Origin of the sequence: Streptomyces sp. WMMB 322, assembly GCF_900090145.1 — a bacterium.
In the GTDB taxonomy this organism is placed as follows: Bacteria; Actinomycetota; Actinomycetes; order Streptomycetales; family Streptomycetaceae; genus Streptomyces.
On record NZ_FMHI01000015.1, the window covers coordinates 117,098 to 131,716 of the forward strand.

Sequence of the window (14,619 nt, forward strand, 5' to 3'; positions counted from 1 at the left end):
CCTCCCGCGACCGGCCCCTCACGCTAACGGGTCGCGACCCGCACCCCGGCGGGCGTCTATCGCGCACCCGTGACGGCAGTCACGAACCGGTGATACGTTCAGCGTGTGCCGTCGCCGGCGTCTCGAAGGAGGCATTGAGCCATGACCGAGCCAACCAGCGAGCCCACGAGCGAGCACAGCGCCCCCGGAGCATCCGCGTGAGCCCGTACACGGGCTCGGCCCGTGCGACCGGCGAGTGGCAGCACATCCGCGTGGCCGAGGACGACGGCGTCGTCACCGTCACCCTGGCCCGTCCGGAGCGGCTCAACGCCCTCACCTTCGGCGCCTACGCCGATCTGCGCGACCTTCTCGCCGAGTTGTCGCGGGAGCGCCGCGCACGCGCACTGGTGCTCGCGGGCGAGGGCCGCGGCTTCTGCTCCGGCGGCGACGTCGATGAGATCATCGGGGCCACCCTGGACGCCGGCACCGCCGAACTCCTCGACTTCAACCGCATGACGGGCCAGGTCGTACGGGCGCTGCGCGAGACCCCGTTCCCGGTCGTCGCGGCCGTGCACGGGGTGGCCGCCGGTGCCGGTGCCGTTCTGGCGCTGGCGTCGGACTTCCGCGTCGCGGACCCCACGGCGCGCTTCTCGTTCCTCTTCACCAAGGTCGGCCTCTCCGGCGGCGACATGGGCGCGGCCTATCTGCTGCCGCGCGTCGTCGGCCTCGGGCACGCCACCCGCATCCTCATGCTCGGTGAGCCCGTACGCGCCGACGAGGCCGAACGCATCGGCCTCATCAGCCGGTTGACCGAAGAGGGCGAGGCGCACACGGTCGCCGCCGAGCTGGCCCGCACCCTCGCCGACGGGCCCGCGCTGGCCCTCGCGCAGACCAAGGCGCTGCTCACCGCGGAGCTGGACCTGCCGCTCTCGGCCGCCGTGGAGATGGACGCGTCCACGCAGGCGCTGCTGATGCACAGCGAGGACTACGCGGAGTTCCACGCGTCGTTCAGCGAGAAGCGCCCGCCGAAGTGGCAGGGGAGATGAGATGAGCCCGGGGCCCTCGGCCGGCACCACGGGGATGCGCGTCGCCGTCGTCGGCGGCGGACCGGGCGGGCTGTACGCGGCGGCGCTGCTCAAGCGCCTCGACCCCTCCCGCAGCGTCACCGTGCACGAACGCAACGCCCCCGACGACACGTTCGGCTTCGGCGTCGTCCTCTCCGACGAGACGCTGGGCGGCATCGAGCACGCCGACCCGGCCGTGTACGCCGCGCTCCAGCGGGAGTTCGTGCGCTGGGACGACATCGACATCGTGCACCGAGGGCACACTCTCACCTCCGGCGGCCACGGGTTCGCGGCGCTCGGCCGCCGCCGGCTGCTGGCCGTCCTGCACGAGCGGTGCCGCGAACTGGGAGTGGAGCTGCGGTTTTGCAGCGAGGCGCCTGCGGCGGCCGAACTGGCCGCCACCCACGACCTGGTGGTCGCCGCCGACGGGGTGCACAGCGCCACCCGGGACGCCTTCGCCGACGTCTTCCGGCCGCAGGTGACCACGCACCGCTGCCGCTACATCTGGCTCGCCGCCGACTTCGCACTCGACGCCTTCCGCTTCGAGATCGCCGAGACCGAGCTAGGCGTGCTTCAGCTGCACGCCTATCCGTACGAGAGAGCGGGCGAGTCCGGCCCCGGTGCCTCCACCGTCATCGTCGAGGCACGCGAAGAGGTGTGGCGGGCCGCGGGACTGGACCGGCTCGACGAGCGGGCCTCGGCCGAGCAGTGCGCCAAGCTCTTCCCCGAGACCCTCGGCGGCAGCCCGCTGCGCGGCAACAACTCGCAGTGGATCGCCTTCCGCACGGTTGTCAACGAGCGCTGGTCGCACGGGAACGTGGTGCTCCTCGGCGACGCCGCGCACACCGCCCACTTCTCCATCGGCTCCGGCACCAAGCTCGCCGTCGAGGACGCGCTCGCGCTCGCCGCGTGCATCGAGGAGCAGTCCGGCCTGCCTGCGGCGCTGGCGGCGTACGAGGAGGAACGCCGGCCCGTCGTCCTCTCGACGCAGCGCGCGGCGCGCGGCAGTCTCGAATGGTTCGAGGACCTGGCCACCTACACGGCCCAGCCGCCACGGCAGTTCGCCTTCAACCTCCTCACCCGCAGCCGCCGTGTCACCCACGACAACCTGCGGCTGCGCGACCCCGGGTTCGTCGCCGGCGTCGAGGCGGAGGCGGGCGTCCCCGAGGGCACCCCGCCGATGTTCACGCCCTTCCGGCTGCGCGGACTGACCCTGCGCAACCGGGTCGTGGTCTCCGCCATGGACATGTACTCGTCCGAGGACGAGGCGGGCACCCCCGGCGACTTCCACCTCGTGCACCTGGGGGCCCGCGCGCTGGGCGGAGCGGGCCTGGTGATGACGGAGATGGTGTGCGTCTCGCCGGGCGGCCGCATCACGCCACGCTGCACGGGCCTGTGGACGGCGGAGCAGGAGGCGGCGTGGCGCCGCGTCACCGGCTTCGTGCACGCGCAGTCGCCCGGCACCGCCATCGGCGTGCAGCTCGGGCACTCCGGCCGCAAGGGCTCGACGAAGGTGATGTGGGAGGGAATCGACGAACCGCTGCCGGAGGGGAACTGGCCGCTCGTGGCCCCCTCACCCCTGCCGTACCGCGAGGGCGTCAACCAGGTGCCGCAGGCCCTCACCGTGGCCGAACTGGCAGCGATCCGCGAGGAGTTCACCGAGGCGGCGCGACGTGCCGCCCGCGCCGGCTTCGACCTGCTCGAACTCCACTGCGCCCACGGCTACTTGCTCTCCAGCTTCCTCTCTCCGCTCACCAACCGCCGCACCGATGCCTACGGCGGCGGCATCGACGCCCGCCTCCGCTTTCCGCTGGAGGTCTTCGACGCGGTGCGCGAAGTGTGGCCGCGGGAGCGGCCGATGACCGTGCGCGTCTCCGCCACCGACTGGGCGGAGGGAGGCATCACCCCCGGGGAGGCCCTGCACGTGGCGGCCGCGTTCGGGGAGCACGGAGCCGACGCCGTCGACGTCTCCACCGGACAGGTCGTCGCGGACGAGCGGCCCGACTACGGGCGCTCGTACCAGACGCCGTACGCCGACCGCATCCGCAACTCCGTCGGGGTGCCCGTGATCGCCGTCGGCGCCATCTCCTCGTGGGACGACGTCAATTCGCTGCTGCTCGCCGGCCGTGCCGACCTGTGCGCGCTGGGACGCCCCCACCTGTACGACCCGCACTGGACGCTGCACGCCGCGGCCGACCAGGGATACCAGGGCCCCGGCGCGCCCTGGCCGCTGCCCTACCGCGCGGGCAGCCGCAAACCCCCGACGGGCCGTACCGACGCGCCCAAGCCGCGGCTCACGCTGTAGCAGCCGCCCGCCCCGTGTCCGGGTCCGTGCGGCGCCTGCCGGGCGTCTTCCGCGGCGTCATCTGCGATAGGTGTCCCGGTCAGGGTTGCGGTCCTCGTCGAACCAGCGGTCGTCCGGCTCGCGCCGGTTGCCGACGATCGCCGCGATCGGCGGAATCACCAGCGCCGCTACGCACAGTCCGACCGCGGCGGGGACCGAGATCAGACGCACGAAGCTCCATGCGCTGACGAAGAGCACCAGGCACGTAGCCATCAGCACGAAGTAACGCCTGCGCCGTCGTGCGTACATACCTCCAGGGTATTGCGGCACGGCGGCCCACGAGAGCCCGTGCCCGGCGGGCCCACGAGAGGCCGTGCACGGCGGCCGGAGAGACGCCTGGCCGCCGTCCGCCCGTCACCCCTGCGCGAAGCGCACCGCGTACTCGCGTCCCGGCTCCCGCAGTTTCTCGTGCAGCGCGAAGAAGACCTCCGCGGAGCGCTCGCCGGGCCAGTCCGCCGGCAGCAGCGACGCAGGCAGGCCCGGGTCGGCGTAGGGGAGCCGCCGCCACGCGTCGAGCGCCGGGAGGTAGTCCCGGTACGCCTCCTCCGGGGGCGCCTGGCGCCGCCGCGCCCAGGAGCGCAGCACCGGCTCGTGCACGTCCAGGAAGGAGCGGTGCAGTGCCGCCAGGGACGCCAGGTCCCACCAGCGCGCCACCGCGTCCGCGGTCGTCTCGAAACCCACGTGCGTGCCGGTGAACAGGTCCACGTACGGGGTGAGACCGAGCCGCCCCAGGCTGTGACGCGTCTCCTCCTCCAGGTGGGACGGGGCGATCCAGATGCCGGGTGCGGCGTTGCCGAAGCCGAGCCGTGCGAGACGGGAACGGAGTATGTGGCGGCGGCCCCTCTCGCTCTCCGGCACCGAGAAGACGGCCAGCAGCCAGCGGCCGTCCGCCGCGGGGCGGGCGTAGACGCGGCGGTCGCCGTCGTCGAGGAGCTGCCGCCCGGCGTCCGAGGGGGCGTAGCCCGCCGCCTTGCTGCCGGGCCGGTCCGCGGTGAGCAGCCCGCGCCGCTTCAGCCGCGAGACGGCGGAACGGACCGACGGCGCGTCCACTCCGACCGCGCCGAGCAGCTGGATCAGCGCCGCCACCGGCACGGTGCTGCCGGGGAAGGCACGTCCGTACGCCCCGTAGAAGGTGAGGATGAGCGAACTCGGCGACGGCCTGGCGGCCGGCTGCTGCTGATTCACGCGGCAACTCTAGGCGGGGAGCCCGTCCGCCGTCTGATCTTCGGTGGCCGCCTCCGGCCCGGCCTGTGCCGGGCCTGCCTCCCGCAGGAGGTACCGCTGGAGCTTCCCCGTCGGTGTGCGCGGCAGCGAGTCGGCGAAGACGAATTCACGGGGGCACTTGTACGGCGTGAGCTCCCCGGTGGTGAACTCGCGCAGCTCCTCCGCCGTTGCAGCTCCCCCCTCGGTTCCCTCCCGCAGCACCACGTGCGCGACGACGACCTGGCCGCGCCGCTCGTCGGGGCGTCCCACGACGGCGGCCTCGGCCACGGAGGAGTGGCGCAGCAGGGCCTCCTCGACCTCCGGGCCCGAGATGTTGTAACCCGCCGAGACGATCATGTCGTCGGCGCGTGCGACGTAGCGGAAGTAGCCGTCCGTCCCGCGTATGTAGGTGTCGCCCGTGAGGTTCCAGCCGTCGCACACGTACTCGCGCTGCCGCGGGTCGGAGAGATAGCGGCAGCCGACGGGGCCGCGCACGGCCAGCAGTCCCGGTTCGCCGTCCGGCACCTGTGTCAGGCGGCCCTCGGAGTCCTTGTGCACCACGCGGGCCTCGAAGCCGGGCACGGCGACTCCTGTGGCACCGGGGCGGGCGGCCTCGTCGGCGGCGGAGACGAAGATGTGCAGCATCTCCGTCGCACCTATGCCGTTGATCATCCGCAGGCCGGTCCTCTCCTGCCATGCCTCGTGGGTGGCGGCGGGCAGGTTCTCGCCGGCGGAGACGCAGCGGCGCAGTGAGGAGATGTCGTACGTGCGGCCGCCTGCCGGGGCCTGCGGGGAAGCGGTGCCGAGTTCCGCGAGCATGCCGCGGTAGGCGGTCGGGGCGGTGAACAGCACGGTGACACGGTGGCGTTCGACCGCCGCGAGCATCTGCTGCGGGCCGCTCCACTGGCCGAGCAGCGCCGACGCGCCCGCCCGCAGCGGGAAGATCACCAGGCCGCCCAGCCCGAAGGTGAAGCCCAGCGGCGGGCTGCCCGCGAAGAGGTCGTCCGGCGTCGGACGCAGCACGTGCGCGGAGAAGGTGTCGGCGACGGCGAGCACGTCGCGGTGGAAGTGGACGCACCCCTTGGGCTTCCCTGTGGTGCCGGAGGTGAAGGCGATCATGGCGACGTCGTCCGCGGCGGTGGCGACGGCCTCGTAGCGCTCGGGCTGCGACTCGCACAGGGCCAGCAGGTCCTCCGCTCCGTCACCGCCGAACGCGGTCACCCGCAGCCCGGGTACGTCCGCCTTCGTCAGCTCCTCCAGGGAATCCGCGTCGCACAGCGCATGGCTGACCTGCCCCATGGCGCACACGGTGCGCAGCTCGTGCGCGCGCTGAGCGGCGAGCACCGTCACCGCGACGGCCCCGGCCTTCATCACCGCGAGCCAGCAGGCCGCCAGGTGAAGGGAGTTGGGGCCGCGCAGCAGGACCCGGTTGCCGGGTACGACGCCCAGGACCCCGGTGAGGACGTGGGCGATGCGGTCCACGCGGGCGCGCAGTTCGCCGTAGCTCCAGCACTCGCCGTCGTCGCCGCGGAAGGCGGGCCGCTCGGCGCCGTACCGCGCGGCGGACCCGTCGACCAGTTCGGCACCGCAGTTGAGGCGGTCCGGGTAGTGCAGTCCGGGCCGGTCGAAGACCAGTTGCGGCCAGTCCTCGGGCGGGGGCAGATGCTCGCGGGCGAAGGTGTCGACGTGTGCGGACGGGCTCAGATGCATCGCAAGCCCCCTCGGGGGTGTGCCGTGTGCCGGTGGCCGGTGTCGCCGGTGTGCCGTTGAGCGTAACGTGTTGGTGACGACAGTCAACGGTCCGCGATAGAGGATCAGTGACCGGGAGCACCAGCCCGCCACCAGGAGGAGGCCCGCATGCCCGCGTTCGCACTGGAACCGGAGCAGCACAAGTGGTGCGAGGAGCTGCGGACGCTGGGCGCCCGCGAGCTCCGGCCGCTCGCCGAAGCCGGGGAGGAGGGCCGCATCAACCGCGAGCTGGTCGCCGCCCTCGGTGAACTCGGGCTGCTCGGCCGCCTGTTCGCGCCGGACGGGCGGCCCGCGAGCGCCCTCGACCTGTGCCTGCTGCGCGAATCCCTCGCCTACTCCTGCACGGAGGCCGAGACCGCGCTCGCCCTCCAGGGGCTCGGCGCCGGACCGGTCGCCCTCGCGGGCACGGACGCCCAGCGCGCACGCTGGCTCGGCGAGGTCACCTCGGGACGTGCCGTCGCCGCCTTCGCGCTGAGCGAGCCGGGCGCGGGCAGCGACGCGGCGGCGCTCGGCCTCCAAGCCGAGCCGGACGGCACAGGGGCCGGGCACGGATGGCGCCTGACCGGAGAAAAGACCTGGATCTCCAACGCCCCGCACGCCGACGTCTTCACCGTCTTCGCCCGCACGACGCAGGGCGCCGGCTCGCGCGGCGTGAGCGCCTTCCTCGTACCCGCCGGGCGGCCGGGGCTCGGCGGCGAACCGCTGGAGATGCTCTCCCCCCATCCGATCGGCACCCTCACTTTCGACGGCGTCCCCGTCTCCCGCGACGACCTCCTCGGTGAGGCCGACGGCGGCTTCGGCGTGGCCATGCGCACGCTGAACCTCTTCCGGCCCAGCGTCGGCGCCTTCGCGACGGGCATGGCACAGGCGGCCCTCGACGCCGCCGTCGAACACGCCGGTGAGCGGCGGGCGTTCGGTGGCACGCTCAGCGATCTGCAGGCCGTCTCGCACCAGTTGGCCGAGACCGCGACCCGCATCGAGGCCGCCCGCCTGATGGTCTACGCGGCCGCCGCGGCCCACGACCGGGGCGAGCCGGACATCGCGCGGCGCGCCGCCATGGCGAAGCTGCTGGCCACGGAGACCGCGCAGCAGGCAGTGGACACCGCCGTGCAGATCCACGGCGCGGCCGCGCTCCAGCGCGGACACCTTCTCGAACACCTCTACCGCGAGGTCCGCGCACCCCGCATCTACGAGGGCGCCAGCGAAGTGCAGCGCTCGATCATCGCGAAGGAGCTCTACCGGTGACCGACGCCGACTCCCGCCCCCACCTGCAGCGCACCAACCCCGACGGACTCTCCCCGCCCACCGGCTTCTCGCACTCCGTGACCGCGACCGGTTCGCGGATCGTCTTCCTCGCCGGGCAGACGGCGCTCGACAGCGAGGGGGCCGTCGTCGGCGGCACGCTCACCGAGCAGTTCGAGCAGGCGCTGGCCAACCTGCTGACGGCGCTGGCCGCTTCCGGCGGCGGTCCCGCCGACCTCGCCCGCGTCACCGTCTACACGACCGACGTCGCCGCCTACCGGTCCGCCGCCCGCGACCTGGGCGCCGTCTGGCGCCGCCATGCCGGCCGCGACTACCCGGCGATGGCCCTCATCGGCGTCTCCCGGCTGTGGGACGAGGAGGCGCTGGTGGAGCTGGACGGCATCGCGGTGCTGCCGTGACGGTCTCCGAAACCGCGCACAGACGACTCAGCGATCAGGTTCCGGTGATCACGTTGACTCCTGGAAGGTCTCCGAACGCCGCCTTCTCATCGAGAGTGACCAGAGTGCGAGCGGTGGCGGCGGCTGTGGCGGCGATGATCAGGTCATGTGCCCCTCTGGGCTTCCCTGTTCGCCGCACGTGTGCCAGAAGCCGGGCGTGTACGCGTGCGACGTCGGAGGTGTAGTCCTCCACAGGCACGAGGGCGTGCACACCGTCGACGTATTCCTGTCGCCGGATGCGGCGGGCACCGTCGCTGAGTTCGACCCCCAGCTGCAACTCGGCCATTGTCACGGCTGAGATGGTGACGTCGTCTTCGGGATCCAGCAGGCCCGTCAGGCCTGTGGGTTCCCGCTCCGCCCGGATGATGATCCCGGTGTCCAGAATCAGTCGTCGGGCCACGTCGCGCTCATTTCGTCGCCAACGCTGTCGCGCGCAGAGGTGACGTCCGCTTCGAAGTCCTCGTCGACCGGGTGTGCGGCGAGGAAATCCATGAGCGCTCCGCCGTTTCCCGTCGTGGTCGGGGAGAGTGTGGCGAGCCGCCGCCCACCTCTTGTGATCACAATGGTCTCTCCGTGCTCGGCACGGTCGAGGACTGAGGCGAAGTTCCTCGACACCTCGGTTGCCGTCATCGTCTTCATGATGTCAGAGTATCTGATTTCACCTGATCATGCACGGTGGCTCCGCCCTGCGACCCCACGGCGCCCCGGATCGCCGATTGTCACACGGCCTCGCCCCAGGGGCCCGGGTCCACCGGCCCCGGCCTTCGTCCGTGACGACCTCGTCGAACGTGCCGTGTGGCGGTTCGAGTCCGGCGGCACGCTCAGTGATCCGCGGGTAATGCAGCGGCCGACCGGCTCCCTCCGCTGCCGTGCGCCCCCGCTCAGCGCTGCGGACTCATGGAGGGCGAGACGGGTCGTCTCCGGGCCCAGAGGGCGGAAGCGACCACTCCGAGCAGCGTGATGCAGGCCCCGACGAGCATCCCGCCCGGGCGGGAGAGCAACGAATCAGGGAAGTACGACTGGTCCACAGCCAGGGGCTGTCCCGCCGGACAGTCACTGGTCCTCGTCCTGCGGGCACTTGAACTCTCCGTGCTTCCCCCAGGCCTTCTGTTCGACGCCGCTGTCCCGCACCCCGCACTCCAGGGACACCTCCGGGCCCCGCCTGGTCTCGTGCAGGATGAGCAGCCGCTTGTTCCGTGGCACTTCGCCCCGGTGGCCGAAGACCAGCGACCCGCTGGCTCCCCGCACCCCTGCCTCACCGCCCGGCCCGTTGACCAGCGCCGCCTGCACCGTGCCCCGGTCGAACGCCGCCGGCTCGGCGTCCTGCCGCGCCGAGTCGACTGCGTGGGAGAGCACCTGCATCGCGTCCCACGACAACGGCGCGTGGCCGTCGTTGCTCCACTGGTCCGTCTTGTACTTGGCCGCATAGTCGGCGCGGAAGGTCTCCGCGCGCAGATTGGGCGGATAGCTCTTCGGCAGGGCGTGTGCGGCGTAGTAGAGCCGGATGCCGGGGTGGTTCTGACTGGGGCGCTGCTTCTCCACGACGGAGTTGGTGAGGTCGTTCCCGCCCAGCACCGTCACCCGGCCGTTGCACGCGGTTCCGCCGTCGAAGTCGGCGAGGAAGTTGCTGAACTCGTTGGACCGCGCCGCCCAGTAGACGACTGTGCGGGCTTCCGCCTTCAGCAGGCGGCACACCTCCGTCGCCATCTCCATGGGCGTTCCCACCCAGTCGACGTCGCCGCGTCCTTCGGCGGACGGCCCGTGCGACTTCCCGTCCGGGCTGTACCAGAGGGTGTGGGTGTCCCCGAAGGCCTGCGTGAACCGGCGGCTGAGATTGTCGCTGTACGCGTCGCCGGGGTCCGCTATCACAACGGCCTTCTCGGCAGGCGCACATGTGCCGGGGCCCGTACGCACGATGTTGCCGCGCCGTGCGAAGTCCGCGGCGATCCGCGCCTCGCGGCCGTTGTCCGGTGCGACCTGCCGGTACATGGAGTGGCGCTGCATCTCCTGCGCCGTCGCGACGGTCCCGATCATGGGCACCCCGGCGTCTCCGAGGATGTCGCGGGTCTCCATGGTGGTCTGGCGGCTCTGCCCCAGCCCCACGACGCCGACGATCTCCTCGCCCTTCCCGGAATCGACCTCCTTCGCGATCTGCTTCGCGATGGCGGGTCCACGGTGGAACTTCGCACCCGCGTCCTCGATCCGCACCCGGAGCAGGACCTTGTTCGCCCTGTCCCTGGCCGCCTCGTGGTTGAGCTTCTCCTGGGCGAGGGCGATGCCCCTCAACTCCGGTATCGCGCCGCTGTACATGGCGTCGTCCCAGGAACCGACCTTTGTGGGCACGCCCAGGTAGACGACGGTTCGGACAACCGCGTCAGGGCGCTTCCCGGCCTCTTCCGCCTCCTCGTTCTCCTTCCCGATGCCCGCCCGTGTCTCCTCGTACAGCTCCCTCGGCTCCTTGCCGGGAGGCGCCTGGCTGTGCTCGGGCGGCGCCGACCCGGCGGCGGCCGTGGAGCCGAGGCACTCGGTGGAGCCGCGGTGCGGTCCGTGGGACACGGCGTAGGCACCCGCGCACGCCAGAAGGCTGAGGACCACGAGCGTCCCGGTCACCGCCTCCGCCAGCGGTGCGGCGTCGGTGCGGACCCGTACGTCGATCTTCGGGTGGCGGTCCAGCCAGTGCTCGATGTCGCGGTCGGGGTCCTGCGGTTCCAGCCCGACCCGCACGACCCGCGCGCCGGCACCGCCGGTCGTGGCGCTCCAGGACTTCAGAGTTCCCGCCGCGTCGGCCGTGTTCTGGCTCCGCTGGGGCCGCTCACCGTAGGAGCGCTCGGCGGCGACCAGTACGACCCCGGTGCTCCCCGTCTGCTCGACTGCGAGGGGGAAGTCCCGGACCAGTGGAGCCGTCCACTCCGGGCACCAGTCGGTCTGCGGGAGGACGACGGTGAACCTGGTCCTGCGTCTGCGCCGCCACGGGGAGAACCAGCGCCGGCGGAAGGCCGCGTCCAGATCGGCGAGCAGCGCCCGCAGCAGCGCGCCGGTCGTCTCCTCCATCCAGGCGGTGCGGTCGGCTCGTGGCTCCGTGCCGCCTCCGGCGAGTTTGCAGGCGTCCTCGAAGAAGCGGGTGCTCTTGGGCAGGTTCTGCCACTGGCTGTACCAGCTGCCGCCGTGCCCCATGCGACGTTCCTGGATCCGGCCGTAGATCCAGCGGGGCAGGAGGTTCAGCACCGGCTGGCGCAGGTAGTACCAGGCCAGGGCCGGCCCTCCGGTCGCCGGGGGCTGGTCGCCCCCGCTGACCATCTCCAGTGCCCTGAGGAAGCCTGAGTCCTTGCGGCGCTCGGCGAAGCACTGGTCACGCAACTCCCGGGCCCGCACCGGAGGCTGGCGTTCGACGAGGTCTGTTTCGACGACGCTGCACATCAGGGCGAATTGAGGTAACCGGAGCTTGCCGGAGCCTGCGGGGCGGTTCCGCTTGAGTTCCTGCTCCACCTTCTGGAAGACGGCGCCGATCCGTTCCCGCTGCCCTTCCGGCGTCGGGCCGGCCACTTCCGCGTACGGGACGAGGGCCCGGCCCGAGACGTGGAGACGCTTGCACAGCCCCGCCGCGAGACGTTCTGCCTCCGGGCCCTCGGCCGGCTGGCTGAGCAGCACCCGGGGCGACGGCCCCCGTCTGCCCGGCGGGACCTTGATGAGCTCTTCCAGGCTTTCGATCAGCTGGTCGACACCGGTCAGCGGTGGGATGGACTGGGACATGGCGGAACTCCCCCCGTGGCAGGCTCCCGCGAGCTGCCACGGGCCCCCGCCCCCTCAGCCATTGCGAATGGGCTTGCCGCCGGGATGTGTTGGACGTCACCCCGGCCAGCCCGCATCTTCCCCGTGGCCGTGGATGCACGCAAGGGATCCGGGGCGAACACCCTCCCTCCCGGTGATTGTGGCCGGAACCGGCCGGTGCGTGGAGATGTCCTGTTTCACTGAGACCGGTCCCGGACGGCAGGGACGGTTCCGAACGGCACGGAAGAGGCGCCGAATTGAGCAAGGACGTGTTCCGGCCGGCCCGCCGCACGCTGCTGGCCGCCGGCGCCGGGAGCGTGCTGGCCGCATGCACCTCCTCCGCCGGTGACAAACCCCCGTCGCCCTCCGGCCCCCCGTCGCAGGACGCCGCGACGACCCGCCGGCTGAAGAAGCTGGAGCGTGAACACGACGCACGCCTCGGGGTGTTCGCGCACAACACCGGAACGGGGACGACGGTGGTCCACCGCGCCGGCGAGCGCTTCCCCATGTGCTCGACGTTCAAGCCCCTCGCGGCGGCGGCGGTCATGAAGGCCCGTGACGGGGGCGGCGGCAGCTCTCTCGACGAACGGATCCGCTACTCCCGTTCCGACCTGGTGGAGCACTCGCCGGTCACCGGCACCCGTGCCCACCTCGCCGGGGGAATGACCCTCCGGGAGCTCTGTGACGCCGCCGTCCGCTACAGCGACAACACCGCCGCGAACCTGCTCCTGCGCGAACTGGGCGGCCCCACCGCGGTGACCCGCTTCTGCCGCTCCCTCGGGGACGAGGTCACGCGCCTGGACCGCTGGGAGACGGAGCTGAACTCCGCGGAGCCCGGGAACGTGAAGGACACGACGTCGCCGCGGGCCATCGGGCGGACGTACATGCGCCTGATCCTCGGCGACACCCTCGGAGGTGCCGGGCGCCGCCGGCTGGCGGACTGGCTCAAGCGCAACACCACGGGGGAGGAGAGCCTGCGCGCCGGACTCCCCGAAGGCTGGAGCGTGGGGGAGAAGACCGGCGCGGGCGGGTACGGCACGCACAACGACGTCGGTGTCGCCTGGACCGCACACGGCCGGGAGCCGGTCGTCCTGGCCGTCCTCACCACGAAGAAGTCCGCCGGGGCCGAGCCGGACCGGGCGCTGATCGCGAAGACCGCCCGGATTCTGGCCCCGGCACTGACCTGACGCCGCGCCCGGCGTACCGCCGGCAGCACCGTCAGTGCTGTCCGAAGACCTCGTGCAGACCCTGCACTTCGCCGTAACCCGGCACCGTGGAGGGGGCCTCGGTGCCTCCGTCCGGGGCGGCGACCGAGAGCGCCAGGTCGGCGGCCCGCCGGAGCGCCGCACGGAAGAGCAGCGAGCCCAGGCTGATGCGGCGGACACCGGTTTCCGCGAGCTCGTCGTACGACAGGTGCGCGGGGGAGTGCAGGACGTTCAACGGAGTCGTCCCCAACTCCGCGGCCAGCGCGGTGATGTCGTCGCGTTCCACCAGCCCCGGCACGAACACCCCGTCGGCGCCCGCTTCGACGTACGCGGCGCATCTGCGTGCGGCCCCGGCGACCGTGGCGTCGGCCTCCAGCCAGTGCGTGTCGGTGCGTGCGTTGACGAAGAGGCCCGGCGCGGCCTCCTTCAGCGCGGACACCTTCGCCGCGTGACGTGCCGGATCGGCGAGCGTGCCGTCGGCCAGGCCGTCCTCGACGTTCACGCCTGCCACGCCCGCCTGCGCCAACTGCGCCCCCAGCGCCGCGACTCGGGCCGGGTCGTCGCTGAAGCCGCCCTCGATGTCGACGCTCACCGGCACCGGCAGACGCGCCAGCCCCCGGCCCAGCGCCAGCGTCTGCCCGCGTGCGGCGCCGCTCCCGTCGGGGAGTCCCGCGGCCGCCGCTACGCCCAGGCTCGTGGTGCCGATCGCGGGGAAGCCGCACCTGTGCAGGAGGGCGGCCGAGGCGTGGTCCCAGGCGTTGGGCAGCAGCAAAGGACGCTCCCCGCAATGCAGTTCGCGGAAAGTCTCGTACTTCTCGTCCGGGTTCACGCCGCCGCCTCCACCCGCACGCCGATCTCCTCCACCCGCAGGCCGAGCAGGTCCTCGAACGCGTCCTGGCCCTTGCGTGTCACCCTCAACGCCCGTCGGCTGCCGATGCGTTCGCACCAGCCCTCCTCCAGCGCGCGGCTGCACAGGGCGGCGCCCGCCCGCCCCGCCAGGTGCGGCCTGCGTTCCGTCCAGTCGAGACACGAGCGCGCCGCCCCCTGGGCCGTGGCGGGCCGGCGGCTGCTGCGGCGCGGGGCCAGGTCGATGCCCAGCTTCCCGAACCACTCCAGACCCTCGTCCGTCACGGAGAAGCCCGTCGACTGCTGGAGCAGCCCCCGTGCCAGCAGCGCGTCGGTGACAGCGACGCCCAGAGCGCCCGCCAGGTGGTCGTAACAGGTCCTGGCCCGTGCCATCGCCGCACCGGCCGACGCGGCGCTCAGCCCGCGCGGGGCGGGAGGGGGCCCGGCGTGCGCTGTCAGGTCCTCGATGAGCTGCGAGATCCCCGCCCCGGCGATGCGCACGTACCGGTGCCGGCCCTGCCGCACCTCCTCCAGCAGCCCGCCCGCGACGAGCTTGTCCAGGTGTGCGCTGACCGTCGCCGCCGTGACACCGGCGGCCCTCGCCAGTTCACCGGCGGTCCACGCACGCCCGTCCTGCAGCGCCAGGCAGACGGAGGCACGCGTGGGGTCGGCGAGCAGCCCGGCCAGTCCGGCGAGCCGCTGTCCGCTCCGGTCGGGTCGGGAGGGTCCTGCGTCCGGTTCCATACGGCCATGATGCTCCG

General features: G+C 72.6%; 13 protein-coding genes. 5 read left to right on the forward strand and 8 right to left on the reverse strand.

What is annotated here, in order from left to right; genetic code table 11:
- Positions 1-197: 197 nt before the first annotated feature.
- Entirely contained in the window at positions 198-1,025 is an 828-nt protein-coding gene (locus H180DRAFT_RS21735) for an enoyl-CoA hydratase family protein (RefSeq protein ID WP_055487789.1), read from the forward strand.
- Between the two features lie 34 nt (positions 1,026-1,059).
- Positions 1,060-3,348: a bifunctional salicylyl-CoA 5-hydroxylase/oxidoreductase gene (locus H180DRAFT_RS21740; protein WP_055487843.1), complete on the forward strand. Its 2,289-nt coding sequence runs from the start codon at positions 1,060-1,062 to the stop codon at positions 3,346-3,348.
- A gap of 57 nt (positions 3,349-3,405) precedes the next feature.
- On the opposite strand, the gene H180DRAFT_RS21745 is transcribed toward H180DRAFT_RS21740, so the two are convergent.
- From H180DRAFT_RS21745 to H180DRAFT_RS21755, 3 genes are all read right to left on the reverse strand, one after another.
- Entirely contained in the window at positions 3,406-3,636 is a 231-nt protein-coding gene (locus H180DRAFT_RS21745; protein WP_055487790.1) for a DUF3099 domain-containing protein, read from the reverse strand.
- A gap of 105 nt (positions 3,637-3,741) precedes the next feature.
- The gene (locus H180DRAFT_RS21750; protein ID WP_055487791.1) at positions 3,742-4,572 is read right to left on the reverse strand and encodes a PaaX family transcriptional regulator; all 831 of its coding nucleotides are present in this window, start codon (positions 4,570-4,572) and stop codon (positions 3,742-3,744) included.
- Positions 4,573-4,581: 9 nt separating this feature from the next.
- Positions 4,582-6,300 carry an AMP-binding protein gene (locus H180DRAFT_RS21755; RefSeq protein WP_055487792.1) on the reverse strand — a complete coding sequence of 573 codons (1,719 nt, stop codon included), beginning with the start codon at positions 6,298-6,300 and terminating at the stop codon, positions 4,582-4,584.
- Positions 6,301-6,447: 147 nt separating this feature from the next.
- Here H180DRAFT_RS21755 and H180DRAFT_RS21760 point away from each other — a divergent pair, with 147 nt between their 5' ends.
- Positions 6,448-7,584, forward strand: coding sequence for an acyl-CoA dehydrogenase family protein (locus tag H180DRAFT_RS21760; RefSeq protein ID WP_055487793.1), 1,137 nt, complete (start codon positions 6,448-6,450; stop codon positions 7,582-7,584).
- Positions 7,581-8,000 (forward strand): RidA family protein, encoded by a 420-nt coding sequence (locus H180DRAFT_RS21765; RefSeq protein WP_079100294.1) that lies wholly within the window; start codon positions 7,581-7,583, stop codon positions 7,998-8,000. The genes H180DRAFT_RS21760 and H180DRAFT_RS21765 overlap by 4 nt, the downstream gene beginning before the upstream one ends.
- 34 nt (positions 8,001-8,034) lie before the next feature.
- On the opposite strand, the gene H180DRAFT_RS21770 is transcribed toward H180DRAFT_RS21765, so the two are convergent.
- From H180DRAFT_RS21770 to H180DRAFT_RS21780, 3 genes are all read right to left on the reverse strand, one after another.
- Positions 8,035-8,439 carry a PIN domain-containing protein gene (locus H180DRAFT_RS21770; protein ID WP_055487794.1) on the reverse strand — a complete coding sequence of 135 codons (405 nt, stop codon included), beginning with the start codon at positions 8,437-8,439 and terminating at the stop codon, positions 8,035-8,037.
- Positions 8,424-8,678: a type II toxin-antitoxin system Phd/YefM family antitoxin gene (locus tag H180DRAFT_RS21775; protein WP_055487795.1), complete on the reverse strand. Its 255-nt coding sequence runs from the start codon at positions 8,676-8,678 to the stop codon at positions 8,424-8,426. The genes H180DRAFT_RS21770 and H180DRAFT_RS21775 overlap by 16 nt, the downstream gene beginning before the upstream one ends.
- 414 nt (positions 8,679-9,092) lie before the next feature.
- Positions 9,093-11,789, reverse strand: coding sequence for a type 1 periplasmic-binding domain-containing protein (locus H180DRAFT_RS21780; RefSeq protein WP_055487796.1), 2,697 nt, complete (start codon positions 11,787-11,789; stop codon positions 9,093-9,095).
- Positions 11,790-12,064: 275 nt separating this feature from the next.
- On the opposite strand from H180DRAFT_RS21780, the gene bla reads away from it, so the two are divergent.
- Positions 12,065-12,994: a class A beta-lactamase gene (bla, locus tag H180DRAFT_RS21785; protein ID WP_055487797.1), complete on the forward strand. Its 930-nt coding sequence runs from the start codon at positions 12,065-12,067 to the stop codon at positions 12,992-12,994.
- Positions 12,995-13,025: 31 nt separating this feature from the next.
- On the opposite strand, the gene H180DRAFT_RS21790 is transcribed toward bla, so the two are convergent.
- Together H180DRAFT_RS21790 and H180DRAFT_RS21795 are read right to left on the reverse strand one after the other, a co-directional pair.
- Positions 13,026-13,841, reverse strand: coding sequence for an isocitrate lyase/PEP mutase family protein (locus tag H180DRAFT_RS21790; RefSeq protein ID WP_055487798.1), 816 nt, complete (start codon positions 13,839-13,841; stop codon positions 13,026-13,028).
- Positions 13,838-14,602, reverse strand: a complete 765-nt coding sequence (locus tag H180DRAFT_RS21795; protein WP_055487799.1) for an ArsR/SmtB family transcription factor — start codon at positions 14,600-14,602, stop codon at positions 13,838-13,840. Before H180DRAFT_RS21795 ends, H180DRAFT_RS21790 begins: the two co-directional genes overlap by 4 nt.
- Positions 14,603-14,619 lie beyond the last annotated feature (17 nt).